The organism is Enterovibrio litoreus (genome assembly GCF_045679545.1).
GTDB lineage: Bacteria > Pseudomonadota > Gammaproteobacteria > Enterobacterales > Vibrionaceae > Enterovibrio.
Map to the genome: position 1 here is coordinate 804185 of NZ_CP166194.1, position 18451 is coordinate 822635.

Here is an 18451-nt window from a genome sequence, read left to right on the forward strand (position 1 = left end):
TGGGTATGTTGAACCATTACGAGGTTGAAATACTATTCGAGGTAGCGGCGAATTTGTGCCTCGATACCTCTTCCGTCAAGTTCCAGTTCTGCATGCAGTTCTTGCTGAGTACCTTGGTGAATGAAGGTATCAGGTAGGCCGATTTGAAGCACAGGTTTGATTTGGCGAGACTTCATCAAATACTCCACCACACCAGAGCCTGCGCCACCGGCAATAGCATTTTCTTCAACGGTCACTAATACATCGTGTGTCGAGACAAGTTCGTCGATCATGGCTTCATCCAATGGCTTCACAAAGCGCATGTCTGCCACGGTTGCATTGAGATTTTCTGCCGCCTCCAGAGCAGCGGGTAGCATGGTGCCAAAACTCAGTATCGCCACCTTTTCACCCTGTCGGCGAAGGACACCTTGACCAATAGGTAATTCGGTCATGACGGCTTCGACGTTCGCTCCACAACCTGTGCCTCGCGGATAACGTACTGCTGACGGCCCTTGGTGTTTGTGGCCTGTGTAAAGCATCTGGCGACACTCGTTTTCGTCGCTTGGTGCCATGATCACCATGTTAGGAATGCAGCGCATAAAGCTCAGATCAAACGCACCTTGGTGAGTTTGGCCATCTGCACCCACTAATCCGCCACGATCGATAGCAAACATCACAGGCAAGTTCATGGTGGCAACGTCGTGGATAAGCTGATCATAACCACGTTGTAAGAAGGTCGAGTAAATGGCAACAACGGGGTGATAGCCACCAATGGCCATGCCTGTGCCTAAGGTAACGGCATGTTGTTCGGCAATAGCGACGTCAAAGTAGCGATCTGGGAATTCTTTGGAAAAGCGCACCATGCCTGAGCCTTCGCGCATGGCGGGAGTGATAGCGAGCAATTTTTCATCTTCTGCGGCCATGTCACATAGCCAGTCGCCAAAGATTTTAGAAAACGTTGGCCCTGACGCCTTGGCTTTGGGCAGTGTGTTTTCGGCAGGGTTGAACTTAGGCACGGCGTGGTAGCCAATCGGATCTTTCTCCGCAGGCTCATAGCCTTTACCTTTTTTGGTCATCACGTGAAGGAACTGCGGGCCTTTCAGTCCACGCATGTTCTTCAATGTTTTAACCAATTCTTCCACATCGTGACCATCTACAGGACCGATGTAGTTAAAGCCGAGTTCTTCGAACAAGGTGCCAGGGACTACCATGCCTTTAAGGTGCTCTTCTGCGCGACGAACCAATTCTTTGATCGGTGGTGCACCAGAAAGCACCTTTTTTCCGCCTTCGCGGATTGAGGTATAGAAATTACCGGATAGCAACTGCGCTAAATGGTTGTTGAGTGCGCCGACGTTTTCAGAAATCGACATCTCATTGTCATTGAGGACAACCAGCATGTCGGGGTGAACATCACCGGCATGGTTCATGGCTTCAAACGCCATGCCTGCGGTAATCGCACCATCACCAATCACACTCACGACCTTGCGCTCACGACCTTCTTTGGCTGCAGCAATGGCAAGGCCTAATGCTGCGCTGATAGACGTAGAGCTGTGGCCGACAGACAACACATCGTATTCACTTTCTTCTCGCCACGGGAAAGGGTGTAACCCGCCTTTTTGGCGAATAGTTGGCATTTTTTCACGGCGACCAGTTAAGATTTTGTGGGGATAGGCTTGATGACCAACATCCCAAATCAAATGGTCAAATGGTGTGTTATAGACGAAATGAAGTGCTACCGTCAGTTCAACCGTGCCCAAGCCAGACGCAAAGTGCCCGCTTGAGTGGCTGACGGAGTTCAACAGATAAGTTCTTAGCTCATCACATAGCGAAGGCAGAATGTCTCGCGGAAGTGTCCGCAGTTCATCGGGCGTATTCGCCAGCGCAAGCGTTGGGTATTTAGCGATATCGAGAGTCATAAATTCGTTTTGGCGCAACGTCATTGCTTTTAATTATTTCGCTCGACAATGTATCGGGCGAACAGCTCCAATTGCTCTGTATTGTAGGGGATCGCATCCAAAGCCTGAAGCGCTTCTTGATACAAAAGCGCGGCTTTTTCTTGCGCCCCTTCAAGACCGAGAAGGGCAGGGTAAGTGCTTTTCTCTGCAGCTAAATCTGAACCCTGTGGTTTTCCAAGTGTTTCAGTGTCACTGATGATATCCAGAATGTCATCTTGCACTTGAAAGGCAAGTCCAATGGCATTTGAAAATGTATCGAGTTGTGTAAGGCAGGCGACCCCTTTTTCACCAGCAGCGTAAGCGCCTAGCCTGACAGCACAGCGTATCAGAGCGCCCGTTTTGTTGCGATGAATAGTTTCTAACGCCGCTAAATCGACTTGTTTGCCTTCAGCAGCTAAATCGAGCGCTTGACCAAGGCACATACCCATTGCACCGGATGCAGTTGCCAATTCTTTGACCATCTGGATGCGGTAAGTGTCACCTTCTGCTGAAAGTTGACCGTCAGCCAGAATACTGAACGCTAACGTTTGTAAGGCATCTCCAGCAAGGATCGCGTTGGCTTCATTGAAGGCAATATGGCAAGTCGCATGGCCACGACGCAGACTGTCATCATCCATGGCGGGCAAATCATCGTGGATCAGTGAATAAGCGTGAATGCATTCAACGGCCGCGGCTGGCGTATCTAATGCATCGTCAGTCAGGCCAAACAACTGACCAGTAACATAGGTGAGATAGGGACGAATACGCTTCCCTCCCATCAATGTGCCGTATTTCATCGCTTGAATGAGCGGCTGATCGGCGTTACCAAGCGCATCAATCCAACGTCCTAACTGGTCATTATTGCGCTTTTGATAATGAAGGAGGGTGGATTTTAAACAGCTGTTACTCATCACGTGCGTCTTCAAAAGTCTCTAGTGGGGCATTGTCGTCTTGCGCCAGAAGGATTTCGACGCGTTGCTCGGCATCAGACAGGGTCTTTTGACCTTGGCGTGCAAGTGAAATGCCTCGCTCGAATTGCTTTAGCGCGGTGTCTAACGGTAAATCACCGTTCTCAAGGCCGTTAACAATCGTATCTAGTTCCTTGAGGGTTTCCTCAAAGGTCATGTTTTCGGGTTTCTTAGTCGCCATGATAATCCTAGATAGTAGGGAATGGCGGAGAAGTTAACTCAGCGCCAGAAAGGGGTCAAACCCTTGAGCGAATTTCTGTGTATCTGGAAGGCATTTCAAGACGATTCTACTCGGCAAGCGAAGAGTGCGGCAAAATTAGAGACGATTTACTCTCGTTTTGCGCGCATTTTTGCCTAATACTGGATATTGGGCTTAAAGTTGCGAACGAAATCTGCATCTTGAGACCAGTTGGGTATAAAATCATTAATACACGCTAAATCTATTTCTGTTGCTGCCGATAAGTTGGTCAGCGCATAGCGTAACGCATACTTCAATATTCACTCTTTTGTCGAAAATTAAGGGGATCGTTCTGTGGATTTGGCGACACTCATAGGACTCATTGGCGCCTTTGCCTTCATCATAATGGCGATGCTACTCGGTGGTACCTTGAGCATGTTTGCCGACGTCCCGTCTGCGCTGATTGTATTTGGCGGTAGTCTTTTCGTTGTCATGATGAAATACCCAATGGGGCAATTTTTTGGGGCATTTAAAATTGCCGGCAAAGCATTCATGTTTAAAGCCGATGATCCAGAAGACCTCATCGCAAAAATTGTTGAAATGGCCGACGCTGCCCGTAAAGGTGGTTTTCTTGCCCTAGAAGAAATGGAAGTGACCAATTCTTTTATGAAGAAAGGCGTCGACATGTTGGTGGATGGACATGATGCAGAGGTGGTGAAAATGACTCTGCAAAAAGACATCGTTATGACAGATGAACGGCATGACGGTGGAGCGCAGTTTTACAGTGCGCTTGCTGACGTTGCACCGGCGATGGGGATGATAGGAACACTGGTTGGTCTGGTCGCCATGCTTTCAAACATGGATGATCCCAAGGCGATCGGTCCCGCAATGGCGGTAGCACTTCTTACAACACTCTATGGTGCGATGCTCGCGAATATGCTCGCGATCCCGATTGCGGACAAATTGCGGTTGCGCAAAGATCAGGAAAAGCTGAATCGTCGTTTAATTATGGACGGTTTGCTTGCGATACAAGATGGGCAAAATCCACGAGTTATCGATGGCTACCTGAAAAACTACCTCAACGAGAAAAAACGCGCCGTTGACGTAGACGCATAAGGAGTCTGGTATGGATGAAGAATGCAAATGTCCCCCCCCAGGCCTACCAGCTTGGATGGGTACGTTCGCGGATTTGATGTCGCTGTTGATGTGCTTTTTCGTACTTCTGCTTTCGTTTTCGGAAATGGACGTACTGAAGTTCAAGCAAATTGCGGGCTCAATGAAATTTGCGTTTGGTGTGCAAAATCTTCTTGAAGTGAAAGACATACCAAAAGGTACGAGTGTTATCGCGCAGGAATTCCGCCCAGGCCGCCCAGAACCGACGCCCATTGAAGTCATCATGCAGCAAACCATCGATATGACGCAGCGTACGCTGGATTTTCAAGATGGGGAGTCTGACAGAGCGGGTGGTTCACAACGTGATTCGGCCACTCTCGATGGTGGCTCAACCGCAACCGATGCCTCGATGCAAGAAGAAGAACAAGACACCGAACAGATGTCGAGCACGGCGCAGATGATGGTGCAAGCCTTGGAACGCGAAGTTGAAGAAGGGGCAATAGAGGTTGAAAACCTTGGTCAGCAGCTCATCATTCGTATTCGTGAAAACGGTGCCTTCCCTGCGGGGTCAGCATTCTTGCAGCCGAAGTTTAGACCTTTGGTGAGGCAAATTGCCGATTTAGTCAAAGATGTGCCTGGCATCGTGCGTGTTTCTGGCCACACAGATGATACGCCGCTAGATTCTGAGCTTTACCGTTCCAACTGGGACTTATCTGCACAGCGTGCGGTATCTGTCGCGCAGGAAATGGAAAAGGTGGAAGGGTTTGACCCGTTACGAATGCGAGTTGAAGGTATGGCTGGCACAACACCCCGTGTCGCGAATGATACACCGCAAAATCGCGCGCAAAATCGCCGAGTGGAGATCGCTGTCATGCAAGGTAAGCCTCGAGAATCTGATGAGATTTCAGCAGACTCACCGGTTCAACCGATACAGGAAAACTAATCTCATCACGACAGTGACATAGAGAAGGCAGTGCGAAGGCGCTGCCTTTTTCGTTTTTAGTAGGTTATTTCGAATACGTTATGCTTGATGTATAATCCGCGCCTTTAACGAAGCTGTAGCGAAACCTGTTATGAAATTTATCGTAAAAATTCACCCTGAGGTGATGGTCAAAAGTGAATCTGTACGGAAGCGCTTCACGAAAATTCTGGAAGGTAACATCCGAAATGTTCTTAAGCGGAAGTCAGTTGCTATGGCGGTATTTAACCGTCGTGACCATATCGAGGTTTCGCTAAAAGACGCTTCCCAACGTGAACTTACATTGTCAGCCCTGACAAGTACGCCGGGCATTCACCACGTACTAGAGGTTGAGCAAACCGAGTTTACTGATCTGCACAATATTTACGAGATCGTCGCTGCAACGGTCAGCCATCAACTGGAAGGCAAGTCGTTCTGTGTGCGTGCCAAGCGTCGTGGTAATCACCCATTTACTTCCATTGAGGTAGAGCGTTACGTAGGTGGTGGCTTGAATCAAGATGTGGAATCTGCGCGCGTTCAGTTGAAAAACCCCGACGTCACCGTTCATCTTGAAGTGGACAAAGAGAACGTCAACGTTGTGCGTGAGCGTTTCAAAGGTTTAGGTGGCTTCCCGCTTGGTACCCAAGAAGATGTGTTGAGTTTGATTTCTGGTGGCTTTGATTCAGGCGTATCAAGCTACTTACACATTAAGCGTGGCAGTAAAGTACATTACTGTTTCTTTAATCTTGGCGGCGCATCTCATGAGATTGGTGTTCAGCAAACGGCTTATTACTTGTGGGAGAAATTTGGTTCTTCTGCAAAAGTGAAGTTTGTTTCTATCAATTTTGAACCTGTAGTGGCTGAGATCTTGGAAAAGGTTGAAGACGGTCAGATGGGCGTTGTGCTTAAACGTATGTTTATGCGTGCGGCATCGATGATGGCGGAGCGAAATGGTATTCAAGCACTGGTGACGGGTGAAGCACTGGGACAAGTCTCTAGTCAGACGCTGACCAACCTTCGACATATCGACAACGTGACAGACACGCTGATCCTTCGTCCTTTGATCAACTGGGACAAAGAAGACATCATCAATATGGCGCGTCAAATTGGCACGGAAGACTTCGCCAAGACCATGCCAGAATACTGTGGTGTGATTTCTCGTAAGCCAACTATCAAGGCTGAAAAAGAGAAACTCGATTTAGAAGAAGCGAACTTTAACTTTGAGATCCTTGAGCAAGTGGTTCGCGAAGCGCGCACCATGGACATTCGTGAGATTGAAAAGCAAAGTAAAGAAAAAGCCCCAGACGTTGAATTGGTTGATGAGATCGCTCATGGTGCTGTGGTGCTAGATATCCGCAGCCCTGAAGAAGAAGAGAACAGCCCGCTGGAGATTGACGGCGTGGAAGTGGCTCACATTCCGTTCTTCAAACTGGCAACCAAGTTTGGCGATTTAGATCAGAGCAAAACCTATTTGCTGTACTGTGACCGTGGCGTAATGAGCCGATTACAGGCGCTTTACTTGCAAGAAAATGGTTATGCGAACGTGAAGGTATATCGCCCTTAAAAGCAGGCGCTAGGGACGAGAAAACCAAAGCCAGCATTTATGCTGGCTTTTTGTTTGTATTATGGGCTTAGGCCCTTGGATTAACTACGCAAACTTCTTGTCATAGTGAAGGCTCGGGATCATCACCATAGGATCGGTAACTTCCTTCGCCTTCTCTTTTCCTGCCAGCACCAACACAATCTCAACGGCAAACTCTAACGCAGTGCCCGGACCTTGGCTGGTGATCAGCTTGTGGTCGTGATCGGTAAACACACGCTTGCTATTACGCTTTTCCGCGTTAATCTGTTCGATAAACGCAGGGTGGCATGCTTTGTGTGCGTCTGGGTATAAGCCATTTTTCTCTAGCACTAGCGCAGGGGCTGCACAGATAGCGGCTACCCATTTTTGATCGCACTGCTGCTGACGGATCATTTCTAATACCAACGCGCTTTCGCCTAAACAGGTTGCGCCACCGACACCACCTGGCACCACAATACAGTCGTACTCTTCGTCTGCCACTTTGACTAATGGTGCGTCTGCAACCAGTTTTACGCCGCGCGAGCAGGTGATGGTGAGGTCACCATTTTCGGCAGCACTGGCGGTGGTCACGTTGAAGCCTGCACGCACCATGACGTCTATCACTGCTACGGCTTCGATTTCTTCGGTGCCGGGCGCAAGGCACACTAATACGCTAGGTGTGGTCATAGGATTGCTCCAAATTCTTAATGGCATGATATAAAACAGTGTTTTCAGGTGTAGCGATACCGTGTAACGCAGCGCGTTCGACAAGATAACCGGTAATGAAATCGATTTCTGATCGTCGCTGGTGGAAAATGTCGCGATTCATCGACGAGTAATTGCTGGCGGTTGCTTGAGCAACGTAAAGGGCTCTGTTAAGCACTTCTTCTCGGCTTATTGCTATTCCCTCTGCATTCATGACAAAGGCAATTTCTTCGCTCAGGGAAATCAGTTGATCCCTATAGTGAGGAAGCAGCAGATCGCCATTCGTTATTTGATGAATGGCGCTTAATGGGTTGATCATACAGTTGATGGCAAGTTTGTGCCAAAGTGCTTGTTCAATGCTCTCATCCCAACAGCAAGGAGCAAGAGCGTGAGAGAATACGTCTGCTAGAAAATCGCAGCGCATACCGAGTGTGTTAAGGCCACCCATTCGCGTCTCACCAATACCCGTATGTTTAACTTCGGTAGCGGTTAGCATCAGGCTACCGTGAGAGGTGGTAGCAAACAGCAAAGGATTGTTACTCACCAAACGCAGCGCAGTGTCAGTGGTTCCCATCCCGTTATGCATCAGTATAACGGGCGTATCGGGATGCAGGTGAGGAAGTATGTGTTGTATGGTGGCTTCGACGTTGAAGGCTTTCACGCAGATCACTATGCAATCACTGTCTTTGAGTAAATCTGGCTGGTTGGCGGAAAATTTGACTGGCTGAGTCTTCTCAAAACTACGCTCAAGCGTGACTTCTTCGTGGCGAGTGACAAGGTGTACTTGATGGCCAGCTTGTTGAAGTTTTAACGCCCACAAAGAACCTACTGCGCCAGCGCCGACAAGGGTAAATCGCATCTTAAACCTACTATTAAAAGTAATGGTAGAAGAATATCATGCTTATCAAAGAGTCCGAATTTCAAGTATAAAAAAAGCACCCAAAGGTGCTTTTTTTAAAATCATTTTGATTACAGGTGCATACCGATGCGGAAGATTGCAGCATCGCCGTAACCGTCTACGCCTAGCTTGTTAGCAAAGTAGCGGTAAGTGAAGCCAGTGTATACGGTGTCAGTGATGTCGTACCAAATGCTAACGCCACCGTTAAGGCCGGTTGAACCATTTTGCGCAACTTTGTATGCATCGTTACGTGCAAATTCAACTTCGTTCCAATTGGTTACCATGAATGGCTGACCCGCGATTTCGAAGTTGTAGCCTGCAGTCCAACCCAGCATACCGCCGTTCATGCCAGAAGCTTCGCCTTTACCAGAAGTCAGATCATGTACACCTACCCATGGTTTGAACCAGTAGTTTTCACCAGCTAGGCCAACAAAGCCAAGACCTAGAACACGGTTTTGCTCACTCATACCAACGCCAGCGCCGTTTTCAGAGTAATCGTAAATTTGACCGTATGCCGTTACGTTACCAGCAATTTTATAGTGCATAGAGAATTTAGCTGCTTGGCTGCGCTCTGAAGATGCGCGATCTACTTTCTCAAACTCGTAGAAACCGTAGATTTCACCCCAAGTGAAGCCTGCGCCACCCTCAGCACCGATGGTTACATGATCGTCACGACCTTCGCTAACATCTAGGCGATCACCGTAACCTTGAGTACCGTTAGTCCACGTCAGGTAGTCAGTGTATACGTTACCGAAACCGTATAGGTATTCCGCTTGTGCAGGGACAGCAACTGCTGCTGCCAGAACGCTCAGTGCTACTACAGATTTACGCATCTTAAGTTCTCTTTACATCGTAAGGAATGAAGTGGCAAAGAAACCGAATGGTTGGACCTCGCCGTTGTGAGCGCCATTCTATGGGAAACTTCAAAAAAGAAAATGCAATGAAACCGCAATCGTTTGCTAATTGTGATTTAGATCTCGTTGAAACGGATTACATAAGAGATAAGTGTTTCAAATCATGACAAAGATAAAAGATTCAACAGTTTTCGGAGGGAAATCCGCGACAATTGTCGCGGATTAAACACATTTAGGCAGGGTTTTGCTTATCAGAGAGAGAATTGAAGTGGTGTCTGAGCCCAATAATCATGGCGAGACTTGGTAACACCATGACCGTGGTGAGGATAAAGAAGAATGACCACGGATTCAGCCATGTAATGTCATGTAGCCACTCAAAGCCTTCTATCCAGTCGACAGTGGCACCACTAAACGATGACAGGGTTGTCCGACCTAAGTTGCCTAGCGATGCGAGCAGAGCATACTGTGTGGCCGAAAAGGCGCGTCCTGTTAGGAAGGTCAAGAAGGAGACAAAAGCAATCGTTGCAAAAGCACTCGTGAAGTTATCAACAATGATAGTGGCGAGGAACAAATCTTCGTTCGGACCAACCTGCGCCATGAGCGCAAACATAAGGTTACTGGCGGCCATGGAAATACCGCCAATCAGTAGGCCTTTCACCACGCCGAAACGAACGTTAATAGCACTACCAATTAAGGTGAAGACCACCATGGCGCCCCAGCCAATGAGCTTGGAATAGTGGCCAATTTGTTCGTTGCTGAAACCGACTTCTTTGTAGAAGACGATCGACATGCGCCCAAGAAATGCCTCACCTATTTTAAACAAGAAGACGAACAACAGCAGAGTGAGCGCAACTTTTACACCGTTTCGGCGAAAGAATTCCGCAAAAGGCTCAATAAGGGTGACGGACAGCCATAGTAGCACTCTGTTTTCACCATGTTTGAGTCGCTTGGCATAACGCGCTTCGGCCTCTGCCTGCAACGCTTCGCGCTCAGAATCAGGCTCCCCGACGAAAAGTGTAAATAGAATCAGCAGTCCAATGAAGACGGCCATGCCGTAGTACACGCCGTTCCAGCCAATACTGTCAGCATTGATGAAGGCGAAGTAACCAGGGAGGCTGTAGCCGGTCCACCATCCAATCACAGCCATGGCGGCAGCTTGTGGCATTTTTGACTTTTCTTGCTCGGTGAAGCTGTCGATACGAAAGGCATCGATGGCGATGTCTTGTGTCGAAGAGGCTAGGGCAATGGTGAGCGCTAATACCGAGGTGAGCCATAAATTAAATGAAGGATCAGTGTTGGCGATAAACAAGGTACACACCAACATGATCGATTGCATGAGCACAATCCAACTGCGGCGCTGACCTAACTTATGGTAAAGATAAGGAAGCTTGATGCGGTCAATAAGCGGTGCCCACATCCAATTAATTGCATAAACCACAAAGATGGAACCAAACAAACCAATCGCTGTTCGAGTGAGGCCTGCATCCTTGAGCCACCCCGACATGTTTGAGCCAATTAAAAGCCAGGGAAAGCCACTTGCACAGCCAAGAAGAAAAACCCATAAGAGTCGGCGATCAAGATAACTGTGAACCGTTTCTCGCCATGTAGGGGATGATGCATGGGACATGTAGTGACGTCCTTGTGAGTAACATAAGTAACGTCATGCTACCGTGCTTCAAGGACGAATGCCACGCGCGTAATCAGGAAATTTTCCCTTATTCATCAGATAACAAGCACATTCTTTTACGCGCCTATTGGCGAAGCGATTACCTCGTAATTCGTCTTCACGTCTCGACTCGATTAAGTACAGCAAGTACCAATAAACAGATTCGTAGTTGTTTTTTGGTGAGCCGCTGGGCATTGAAAGCTTCCACCAGTCAACAAATTGCTGTCGGCATATTTCTTTGAGCTCATCATAAGGTGATTGCCTTAAAATGAAGCGGATGACCTCTGCGGCAAACGCCGGAGCATTGGTACGTATATGCTCATCGGCGAGTGCTAGATTTACATCAGGTTCGGGATTGTCTGCAATGAGTTTTAGCATTCCCTGATTCCTACGACTAATTGTTAATGATAATTTTCTCAATTAGTATAGGTTGCTGAGGAACATCTCGCATACCCGCTTGCGGGATCGTGACGGTTTTCGTGTTCGCCATGTTTTCGATGACGTTGAAACCTTCAATCACTTTACCAAAAACGGTATAACCAAACTTGTTCACTGAGCCATTTAAGTTGCTGTTATTTTGCAAATTAATATAAAACTGTCTGGTTGCCGAATCTGGTGAGGATTTGCGAGCCATGGCAATAGTGCCGCGGTCATTATTTAATCCATTTTTTGATTCGTTAACGACCTCACCATATGTGCTTGGGCGAGGATTAAAATCGGCATCGTAGCCACCACCTTGCACCACAAACCCTTTGATCACACGATGAAACTGGGTATCCACGTAACTGCCGTCTTCGACATAACGTAAAAAGTTCTCAACGGACTTGGGCGCTTTCTCTGGATAGAGCTCAATCTTGAAATTTCCCATGTTGGTTTCTACATCAACGACCGGATTGGCCGCGAATACAGGAAGTGTCAACGTCATTGTTGCCGCGACAACGATCGATTTAATCAAAGTTCGCATTAAAAATTCTCGTTCATAAAGGTCGTTAGTTGTTTGTCTTGAGCAATGTCTTGCAACACAGCTTCTAGCAGACTGTTAAGTGCGATTTCCATATCTTCAACTGACGCACTGGTCGCGCCTTCAGATGTTGATTTACCGGTGTATCGCTTAACAAACTTATTCTCATCAGTTTCGGCAACCAATTGGATTTGTACATTGGTCGTCATAGTGTGTGAAAACACAGAATGCTCCACTTTCACCAAGGCATCTAACAAATCTAAGCGAAGCTTGCCTTTCCCATCGGCAACAACACGATAGCCTTGAGAGTTCAACTGGCGGGTGAGGGCATCTTCCAATACCACACGGACATTTGACGTTGCTTGGATAGGCTGCACATTTTTACGCCCGTTATCGACCACAGCAACAAATTGTGCAGTTCGTAAATCACGGCTTTCTACCGCAACTGACTTATTTTGCACGATAGGCACTGATGAGAGCGAAGGCTGAGGCGCGATAGTCAGCTGAGGTTCTTGAGGTGCTGAGCAGGCGCTCAAGCCAATGACGAGTCCGGAAACAAGCAGAAGTTTTTTCATGAGTAAATGCATCCCTTTATAGTCTGACTATTTATAAGCTTCGACGATAACAAACTTACGGTTGGAAGCAATGACTTGAGCATTGCCAAAAAGACGTTTCAATTTAGTATGATAGCCGAGGTGTCTATTACCAATGACCACAATTCGCCCCTTGGGTTCAAGAACTCGCTGAGCATCACAAAACATTTGCCAAGCAATGTGATCCGTCACCGCTTGTAGTTGATGAAACGGCGGGTTACACAAAACCACATCTGCACTTTCAGGGGGGAACCCATCAAGGCAGTTATTGACCAAACAACGCGTTCTTGTTGGTTCAATACCATGGTTAGCTAAATTGAGCGTGGCAGAAGCTACAGCCATGTGGCTTTCATCGACGGCGGTAATACGCGCTTGAGGATTTAGCTTCGCCGCTTGTATCGCTAAAACGCCGTTTCCACAGCCAAGGTCAATAATGTGTTTGATGCTGTCATCATTAGGCATGTGTTGAAGCATCAAATATGCCGCGATATCGAGGCTCTCTGAAGAAAATACGTTGGCATGATTAACCAGAGACAACTGATAGTCCGCAACATCAAATGAGGTCGTTGCAGGAGGTAACACATCCAACTGCTTCTCTTTGTGGCAGAAAACCAAACGCGCCTTCTTTTTTGCCAGAGAAGTGTGGGTTGTCCCTAAATGCTTTTCGAAGAGTTTTAGTGTTGATGTATGTATGTCTTTGGCTTTCGCGCCTGTGATAGTAGTGAGTTGAGCCTTTTCCTGTTTTGCGATTTGTTGCAATTGCCAAACCAAAAGACGGTTGTTTTTTGGTAGTTTCATCACAACAAGATCGACATCCGCTGGAAGTGCATCCAACGATGACAAACACTGAACGTGCGACAATGAATTATTATTCAGGTTTTGTTCAATACTTTGCTGCGATAGCAAAGAATCGTTAACCGCAGTCACTTGGTAGCCTTTCAGTGAGGCCCAGCAACTGAGCGCACCGAATCCGTCATTCATGATCAGAATATGTGCGCCTGGTTCCAAGTCCAGAGCTTCGATGTGCTCGATGAGGTATTCATCGGCAGCATCCCAAGCTTGTAAGGTTTCATTTTTTTGAAGCGGATAGCGGCGCAATTCCAACGCTATGCCTTCGATTTGTAATGTGGTTTTCATGGGAGGTATCAGCGAAGCGCTTGTGAGAATGAGGTATATTGTCGCAGATGACAGGAATACTGCAATTGTCTTGCAGAGATCGCGTAAAGACAATGCAGAAAAAAAGCCGATATACAAAAGAGGGACGTATGATTGTTCAACAAAACATTGAGCAGAAACTGAACACCACTTTTTCGCCTATCTTTTTAGAAGTGCTTAATGAAAGTAATATGCACAATGTGCCCGCTGGGTCAGAAAGTCACTTCAAAGTGACAATTGTTAGTGCCGACTTTGAAGGGCAACGCTTAATCACAAGGCACCGTGCGGTAAACCAAACACTGGCACATGAGTTGAAAAATGATATCCATGCATTGGCAATTCATACATATACTGAGAGTGAGTGGCATGATTTGAATGGTCATTCACCTAACTCGCCACCTTGTCATGGCGGGTCTTTACACGATAACAAATAACCATTTCGCGATGGGCGGTTAAACAAACGGCCCATTACTGTGCAGTGATACGTTCGACTTAGATGTTCAACTGTTCGACACTATGGCTATGAATTCACGTATGAGAATGGTCGCCAGTAGAATGTTAAGAAATGTAGTGTATTAATCGATTCAGCATTGAGACAGGCTTTCATCGCTAATGTTGATTTTGTAACACTTTTCACACACTACATTTGCATGACATTTTGCGTACCGGCTCATACTTATCACCATCAATTGGCGATACTTTGCTCAGTTGCTGAAAATTCAGGGTGCGTCACGGTGATTGCCGTGGAATAGCATCTTTGGTTGATGATAGAATCCATCGCTTGAAAACTGACCCTGCTCGCTCAATTGTTGCGGGTTGGTGATGAGGAAGTTGCGAAGGTTTGGGGTGTTTATCACCCTACCAGACAGTGGAAAGTCGTGTATTAACTGCGCAATAACAGATTTTTTTCCCGTTAATGTAGTGCAAGTGCGTATGATTACAATAAAAAAGGGCTTGGATATCCCAATTTCAGGGACTCCTGCTCAGGTGATAAATGATGGCGCAGCCATCACAAAAGTCGCCTTGCTAGGCGAAGAGTATGTAGGTATGCGTCCAACGATGCATACTCGTGTTGGGGATGTGGTGAAGAAAGGTCAGATTCTTTTTGAAGATAAAAAGAACGCTGGCGTTAAATTTACTGCACCTGCAGCGGGTACTGTGGTTGAGATAAACCGCGGTGCGAAACGTGTTCTTCAGTCAGTTGTCATCGAAATCGAAGGCAACGAGCAAGTCACTTTCAATAAATATGAAGCCTCTGAAATCGCAGGCCTTGATCGCCAAGTGATCGTTGACCAATTGGTGGAATCTGGTCTGTGGACTGCGCTTCGTACCCGTCCGTTTAGCAAAAACCCTGCGGTTGATGCTAAGCCTTCTGCTGTGTTCGTCACCGCGATGGATACCAATCCTTTGGCAGCAAACCCTGAGCTGATCATTAATGAACAGCAAGAAGCGTTTGTCGCAGGTTTGGATATTCTTTCGCGCTTGACTGACGGCAAGGTTTACGTGTGCAAAGGCGAGTCTAGCCTGCCACGAAGCTCACAGTCCAACGTTGAAGAGCAAGTGTTTAATGGCCCTCATCCAGCTGGTCTGGTGGGTACTCATATTCACTTCCTCCGCCCTGTTGGCGTTGACTTGCAGGTTTGGCACCTGAACTACCAAGACGTTATTGCGTTCGGTAAGCTTTTCCTTGAAGGAGAGCTTTACACAGATCGCGTGATTGCCTTGGCAGGACCGGTGGTTAACAACCCACGTCTTATCCGCACGCAAATCGGTGCGTCAATAAACGAATTGACTAACAGCGAATTGATGCCTGGAGAAATCCGTCTCATTTCTGGTTCCGTACTAAGTGGAACACAAGCTGGCGGTGTTCATGGTTATCTTGGTCGTTTCCACTTACAAGTAAGTGCGTTACGCGAAGGTCGTGAAAAAGAACTGTTTGGCTGGATCGCTCCAGGCAAAAATAAATTCTCAGTAACGCGTGCGTACCTGAGTCAGTTCTTTAAAGGTCAGCTGTTTAACATGACAACTACCACTAACGGTAGTGAGCGTTCAATGGTGCCAATCGGTAACTACGAGCGTGTTATGCCACTGGACATCGAGCCAACACTGTTGCTACGAGATATCTGTGCAGGCGATCTGGACAGCATGGCTCAGCTAGGTGCACTTGAACTGGATCCTGAAGATCTTGCTTTGTGTACATTTGTTTGCCCTGGCAAATACGATTTTGGCCCGATGTTACGTGAGTGCCTTGATCAAATTGAGAAGGAAGGGTAACCGATGGGCCTGAAAAAATTTCTTGAAGATATCGAACCGCATTTCGAACCGGGCGGTAAGCACGAGAAATGGTTTGCGCTTTATGAAGCTGCAGCAACACTGTTTTATACCCCTGGTCTTGTGACCAAGCGTGGTGCTCACGTTCGTGACAGCATCGATCTGAAACGCATCATGATCATGGTGTGGCTGGCTGTATTCCCAGCGATGTTCTTCGGCATGTACAACGCAGGTAACCAGGCTGTCATGGCGCTGAACTCGATGTACGGTGCTGAACAGCTTGTTTCTATTGTTGGCGGCAACTGGCATTACTGGCTAACAGAAATGCTGGGCGGATCGCTCGCGCCGGATGCAGGTTGGGCGAGCAAAATGCTGCTTGGTGCAACTTACTTCCTGCCTATCTACGCAACGGTATTCATCGTTGGTGGTTTCTGGGAAGTGCTGTTCTGTATGGTGCGTAAGCACGAAGTTAATGAAGGTTTCTTTGTTACTTCGATTCTGTTTGCGTTGATCGTTCCACCTACACTTCCTTTGTGGCAAGCAGCCTTGGGTATTACCTTCGGTGTTGTTGTCGCTAAAGAAATTTTTGGTGGTACAGGTCGTAACTTCCTGAACCCTGCGCTTGCTGGTCGTGCATTCCTATTTTTCGCTTACCCAGCTCAAATCTCTGGTGATTTGGTATGGACAGCGGCTGACGGTTTCTCTGGCGCTACGGCTCTAAGCCAATGGGCTGCAGGCGGTCAAGGCGCACTGGTGAACAACGTTTCTGGTAACGCGATTACTTGGATGGATGCTTTCATTGGTAACCTTCCTGGGTCAATCGGTGAAGTCTCGACGCTGGCTATTTTGATTGGTGGCGCAATGATTGTTGCAATGCGAATTGCATCATGGCGCATCATTCTGGGTACCTTGATTGGCCTTGTGGCAACCGCAACGCTATTCAATATCGTCGGCTCTAACACCAACCCAATGTTCAGCATGCCTTGGCACTGGCACTTGGTTCTCGGTGGCTTCGCGTTCGGTATGATGTTCATGGCGACCGACCCCGTTTCAGCGTCTTTCACCAATAAAGCGAAGTGGTGGTATGGCATCTTGATTGGTGCGATGGCAGTCATGATTCGTGTGGTTAACCCAGCGTACCCAGAAGGTATGATGCTGGCTATCCTGTTTGCGAACCTGTTTGCCCCACTGTTCGACAACCTGGTAGTACAGGGCAACATCAAACGGAGACTGGCTCGTGTCAAGCAATAACGATAGCATTAAAAAAACGCTGACCGTAGTTGTCGCGCTGAGCCTTGTTTGTTCAGTTGTGGTTTCTTTTGCAGCGGTGTCTTTGCGTCCACTTCAGCAGGAAAATGCGGTACTTGATGTTCAACGTAACATCTTGTCTGTTGCAGGTATTCCTGTTGGTGCGAGCAAGACTGAAGTTAACCAAGCTTTTGAAAAGTTCATCGTTCCTCGCCTTGTTGATCTTTCAACGGGTGAACTGACGGGTACGGAAGCGGAAGCGGAAGCTTACGACCAACGCATTGCAGCGTCGGATCCTTCCCAATCAGTCAAGCTTGCTGCAGAGCAGGATTTGGCGAAGATTGGTCGTCGCGCTAACTTAGCGAAGGTTTACTTGGTCAAAAATGAGCAAGGCGAAACTGACGAAGTGATTCTTCCAATGCATGGCAATGGCCTGTGGTCAATGATGTATGCTTTTGTTGCTGTTGAAACTGACGGTAACACATTAGGCGGCATCACTTACTACCAGCAAGGCGAAACGCCTGGACTGGGTGGTGAAGTTGAAAACCCACGCTGGCGTTCACAGTTCGAAGGCAAGTTGTTGTTTGACGACAAAGGTCAGCCAGCAATTCGCATCGTTAAAGGTGGCGCACAACCGGGCGACATTCATGGTGTAGATGGATTGTCGGGTGCGACACTGACTTCAAACGGTGTTCAGCACACATTCGACTTCTGGCTCGGTGACAATGGCTTTGGCGCGTTCCTGAAGAAGGTTCAAAAGGGAGAGCTGAACAATGGCTGATACTAAAGAACTGAAAGAGAATCTATGGGCTCCGGTACTTAGCAATAACCCGATTGCCCTTCAGGTTCTGGGTGTGTGTTCTGCGCTTGCAGTCACCACTAAGCTTGAAACTGCATTTGTTATGACGCTAGCTGTTACGTTTGTAACTGCGTTTTCTAACTTGTTTGTTTCGGCTATTCGTCATCACATCCCTAACTCTGTGCGAATTATCGTACAGATGGCGATCATTGCATCGCTGGTCATCGTGGTTGACCAGATCTTGAAAGCTTACGTTTACGATATCTCTAAACAGCTATCTGTATTCGTTGGCCTGATCATCACCAACTGTATCGTTATGGGACGTGCAGAAGCGTATGCAATGAAGTCTGCGCCGCTGCCTTCATTCATTGACGGTATTGGTAATGGTCTTGGCTACGGCTTCGTACTGATCACTGTTGGTTTTTTCCGTGAACTGTTGGGTTCTGGCAAATTGTTCGGTGTGTCTATCCTCCCTCTGACTTCAGAAGGCGGCTGGTATCAACCAAACGGTATGATGTTGCTGGCTCCATCAGCGTTCTTCCTGATCGGCTTTATGATCTGGGTTATACGTGAGTTCAAACCTGAACAAGTAGAAGCGAAGGAGTAAGGA

General features: G+C 47.5%; 20 protein-coding genes. 8 read left to right on the forward strand and 12 right to left on the reverse strand.

Translation table 11 applies throughout. The features are described 5' to 3' along the window. Positions 1 to 32 precede the first annotated feature (32 nt). The 4 genes from dxs to AB8599_RS03425 form a co-directional block, all read right to left on the reverse strand. Positions 33 to 1895 carry a 1-deoxy-D-xylulose-5-phosphate synthase gene (dxs, locus tag AB8599_RS03410; RefSeq protein ID WP_407333164.1) on the reverse strand — a complete coding sequence of 621 codons (1863 nt, stop codon included), beginning with the start codon at positions 1893 to 1895 and terminating at the stop codon, positions 33 to 35. A 29-nt stretch (positions 1896 to 1924) separates the two neighbouring features. Continuing rightward, complete coding sequence (gene ispA, locus AB8599_RS03415) at positions 1925 to 2824, reverse strand: (2E,6E)-farnesyl diphosphate synthase (RefSeq protein WP_407332407.1); 900 nt, start codon at positions 2822 to 2824, stop codon at positions 1925 to 1927. Then, positions 2817 to 3062, reverse strand: a complete 246-nt coding sequence (gene xseB, locus AB8599_RS03420; RefSeq protein ID WP_407332408.1) for an exodeoxyribonuclease VII small subunit — start codon at positions 3060 to 3062, stop codon at positions 2817 to 2819. The genes ispA and xseB overlap by 8 nt, the downstream gene beginning before the upstream one ends. Positions 3063 to 3235: 173 nt before the next feature. Further along, complete coding sequence (locus AB8599_RS03425; RefSeq protein WP_407332409.1) at positions 3236 to 3376, reverse strand: hypothetical protein; 141 nt, start codon at positions 3374 to 3376, stop codon at positions 3236 to 3238. Positions 3377 to 3413: 37 nt separating this feature from the next. Here AB8599_RS03425 and pomA point away from each other — a divergent pair, with 37 nt between their 5' ends. The 3 genes from pomA (at position 3414) to thiI (ending at position 6694) form a co-directional block, all read left to right on the forward strand. Continuing rightward, a complete protein-coding gene (gene pomA / locus AB8599_RS03430; RefSeq protein WP_407332410.1) occupies positions 3414 to 4175 on the forward strand; it encodes a flagellar motor protein PomA in 762 nt (253 codons plus the stop codon). 55 nt (positions 4176 to 4230) lie between these two features. Further along, a complete protein-coding gene (locus tag AB8599_RS03435; RefSeq protein WP_407333165.1) occupies positions 4231 to 5115 on the forward strand; it encodes a flagellar motor protein MotB in 885 nt (294 codons plus the stop codon). 130 nt (positions 5116 to 5245) lie between these two features. Further along, the gene (gene thiI / locus AB8599_RS03440) at positions 5246 to 6694 is read left to right on the forward strand and encodes a tRNA uracil 4-sulfurtransferase ThiI (protein ID WP_407332411.1); all 1449 of its coding nucleotides are present in this window, start codon (positions 5246 to 5248) and stop codon (positions 6692 to 6694) included. Positions 6695 to 6778: 84 nt separating this feature from the next. On the opposite strand, the gene AB8599_RS03445 is transcribed toward thiI, so the two are convergent. The 8 genes from AB8599_RS03445 to AB8599_RS03480 form a co-directional block, all read right to left on the reverse strand. Continuing rightward, a complete protein-coding gene (locus tag AB8599_RS03445; protein ID WP_407332412.1) occupies positions 6779 to 7378 on the reverse strand; it encodes a DJ-1 family glyoxalase III in 600 nt (199 codons plus the stop codon). Then, entirely contained in the window at positions 7365 to 8255 is an 891-nt protein-coding gene (locus AB8599_RS03450) for a ketopantoate reductase family protein (RefSeq protein WP_407332413.1), read from the reverse strand. The genes AB8599_RS03445 and AB8599_RS03450 overlap by 14 nt, the downstream gene beginning before the upstream one ends. 110 nt (positions 8256 to 8365) lie before the next feature. Next, positions 8366 to 9127 (reverse strand): outer membrane protein OmpK, encoded by a 762-nt coding sequence (locus AB8599_RS03455; RefSeq protein WP_407332414.1) that lies wholly within the window; start codon positions 9125 to 9127, stop codon positions 8366 to 8368. 253 nt (positions 9128 to 9380) lie between these two features. Then, positions 9381 to 10775, reverse strand: a complete 1395-nt coding sequence (locus tag AB8599_RS03460; protein WP_407332415.1) for an AmpG family muropeptide MFS transporter — start codon at positions 10773 to 10775, stop codon at positions 9381 to 9383. A 48-nt stretch (positions 10776 to 10823) separates the two neighbouring features. After that, positions 10824 to 11192: a hypothetical protein gene (locus tag AB8599_RS03465; RefSeq protein ID WP_407332416.1), complete on the reverse strand. Its 369-nt coding sequence runs from the start codon at positions 11190 to 11192 to the stop codon at positions 10824 to 10826. Between the two features lie 16 nt (positions 11193 to 11208). Further along, complete coding sequence (locus tag AB8599_RS03470) at positions 11209 to 11778, reverse strand: peptidylprolyl isomerase (RefSeq protein WP_407332417.1); 570 nt, start codon at positions 11776 to 11778, stop codon at positions 11209 to 11211. Further along, a complete protein-coding gene (locus AB8599_RS03475) occupies positions 11778 to 12350 on the reverse strand; it encodes a YajG family lipoprotein (RefSeq protein WP_407332418.1) in 573 nt (190 codons plus the stop codon). Before AB8599_RS03475 ends, AB8599_RS03470 begins: the two co-directional genes overlap by 1 nt. A gap of 27 nt (positions 12351 to 12377) precedes the next feature. Beyond that, positions 12378 to 13505: a methyltransferase gene (locus AB8599_RS03480; protein ID WP_407332419.1), complete on the reverse strand. Its 1128-nt coding sequence runs from the start codon at positions 13503 to 13505 to the stop codon at positions 12378 to 12380. A 128-nt stretch (positions 13506 to 13633) separates the two neighbouring features. Here AB8599_RS03480 and bolA point away from each other — a divergent pair, with 128 nt between their 5' ends. The 5 genes from bolA to AB8599_RS03505 all read left to right on the forward strand — a co-directional run bounded on the left by bolA (position 13634) and on the right by AB8599_RS03505 (position 18448). Further along, complete coding sequence (gene bolA / locus AB8599_RS03485; RefSeq protein WP_407332420.1) at positions 13634 to 13957, forward strand: transcriptional regulator BolA; 324 nt, start codon at positions 13634 to 13636, stop codon at positions 13955 to 13957. 499 nt (positions 13958 to 14456) lie between these two features. Then, positions 14457 to 15797 carry a Na(+)-translocating NADH-quinone reductase subunit A gene (locus AB8599_RS03490; RefSeq protein WP_407332421.1) on the forward strand — a complete coding sequence of 447 codons (1341 nt, stop codon included), beginning with the start codon at positions 14457 to 14459 and terminating at the stop codon, positions 15795 to 15797. 3 nt (positions 15798 to 15800) lie between these two features. Continuing rightward, on the forward strand, positions 15801 to 17045 hold the full coding sequence (locus tag AB8599_RS03495; RefSeq protein WP_407332422.1) for an NADH:ubiquinone reductase (Na(+)-transporting) subunit B: 1245 nt from the start codon (positions 15801 to 15803) through the stop codon (positions 17043 to 17045). Next, positions 17032 to 17823, forward strand: coding sequence for a Na(+)-translocating NADH-quinone reductase subunit C (locus tag AB8599_RS03500; protein ID WP_407332423.1), 792 nt, complete (start codon positions 17032 to 17034; stop codon positions 17821 to 17823). Before AB8599_RS03495 ends, AB8599_RS03500 begins: the two co-directional genes overlap by 14 nt. After that, complete coding sequence (locus tag AB8599_RS03505) at positions 17816 to 18448, forward strand: NADH:ubiquinone reductase (Na(+)-transporting) subunit D (protein WP_407332424.1); 633 nt, start codon at positions 17816 to 17818, stop codon at positions 18446 to 18448. The genes AB8599_RS03500 and AB8599_RS03505 overlap by 8 nt, the downstream gene beginning before the upstream one ends. Positions 18449 to 18451: the final 3 nt, after the last annotated feature.

Bases quoted from the DNA above. Each gene is read 5' to 3' on its own strand.
- dxs (WP_407333164.1), bottom strand. From the start codon at position 1,895: ATGACTCTCGATATCGCTAAATACCCAACGCTTGCGCTGGCGAATACG.
- ispA (WP_407332407.1), bottom strand. From the start codon at position 2,824: ATGAGTAACAGCTGTTTAAAATCCACCCTCCTTCATTATCAAAAGCGC.
- xseB (WP_407332408.1), bottom strand. From the start codon at position 3,062: ATGGCGACTAAGAAACCCGAAAACATGACCTTTGAGGAAACCCTCAAG.
- AB8599_RS03435 (WP_407333165.1), top strand. From the start codon at position 4,231: ATGGGTACGTTCGCGGATTTGATGTCGCTGTTGATGTGCTTTTTCGTA.
- thiI (WP_407332411.1), top strand. From the start codon at position 5,246: ATGAAATTTATCGTAAAAATTCACCCTGAGGTGATGGTCAAAAGTGAA.
- AB8599_RS03445 (WP_407332412.1), bottom strand. From the start codon at position 7,378: ATGACCACACCTAGCGTATTAGTGTGCCTTGCGCCCGGCACCGAAGAA.
- AB8599_RS03450 (WP_407332413.1), bottom strand. From the start codon at position 8,255: ATGCGATTTACCCTTGTCGGCGCTGGCGCAGTAGGTTCTTTGTGGGCG.
- AB8599_RS03455 (WP_407332414.1), bottom strand. From the start codon at position 9,127: ATGCGTAAATCTGTAGTAGCACTGAGCGTTCTGGCAGCAGCAGTTGCT.
- AB8599_RS03460 (WP_407332415.1), bottom strand. From the start codon at position 10,775: ATGTCCCATGCATCATCCCCTACATGGCGAGAAACGGTTCACAGTTAT.
- AB8599_RS03465 (WP_407332416.1), bottom strand. From the start codon at position 11,192: ATGCTAAAACTCATTGCAGACAATCCCGAACCTGATGTAAATCTAGCA.
- AB8599_RS03470 (WP_407332417.1), bottom strand. From the start codon at position 11,778: ATGCGAACTTTGATTAAATCGATCGTTGTCGCGGCAACAATGACGTTG.
- AB8599_RS03475 (WP_407332418.1), bottom strand. From the start codon at position 12,350: ATGAAAAAACTTCTGCTTGTTTCCGGACTCGTCATTGGCTTGAGCGCC.
- AB8599_RS03480 (WP_407332419.1), bottom strand. From the start codon at position 13,505: ATGAAAACCACATTACAAATCGAAGGCATAGCGTTGGAATTGCGCCGC.
- bolA (WP_407332420.1), top strand. From the start codon at position 13,634: ATGATTGTTCAACAAAACATTGAGCAGAAACTGAACACCACTTTTTCG.
- AB8599_RS03490 (WP_407332421.1), top strand. From the start codon at position 14,457: ATGATTACAATAAAAAAGGGCTTGGATATCCCAATTTCAGGGACTCCT.
- AB8599_RS03495 (WP_407332422.1), top strand. From the start codon at position 15,801: ATGGGCCTGAAAAAATTTCTTGAAGATATCGAACCGCATTTCGAACCG.
- AB8599_RS03505 (WP_407332424.1), top strand. From the start codon at position 17,816: ATGGCTGATACTAAAGAACTGAAAGAGAATCTATGGGCTCCGGTACTT.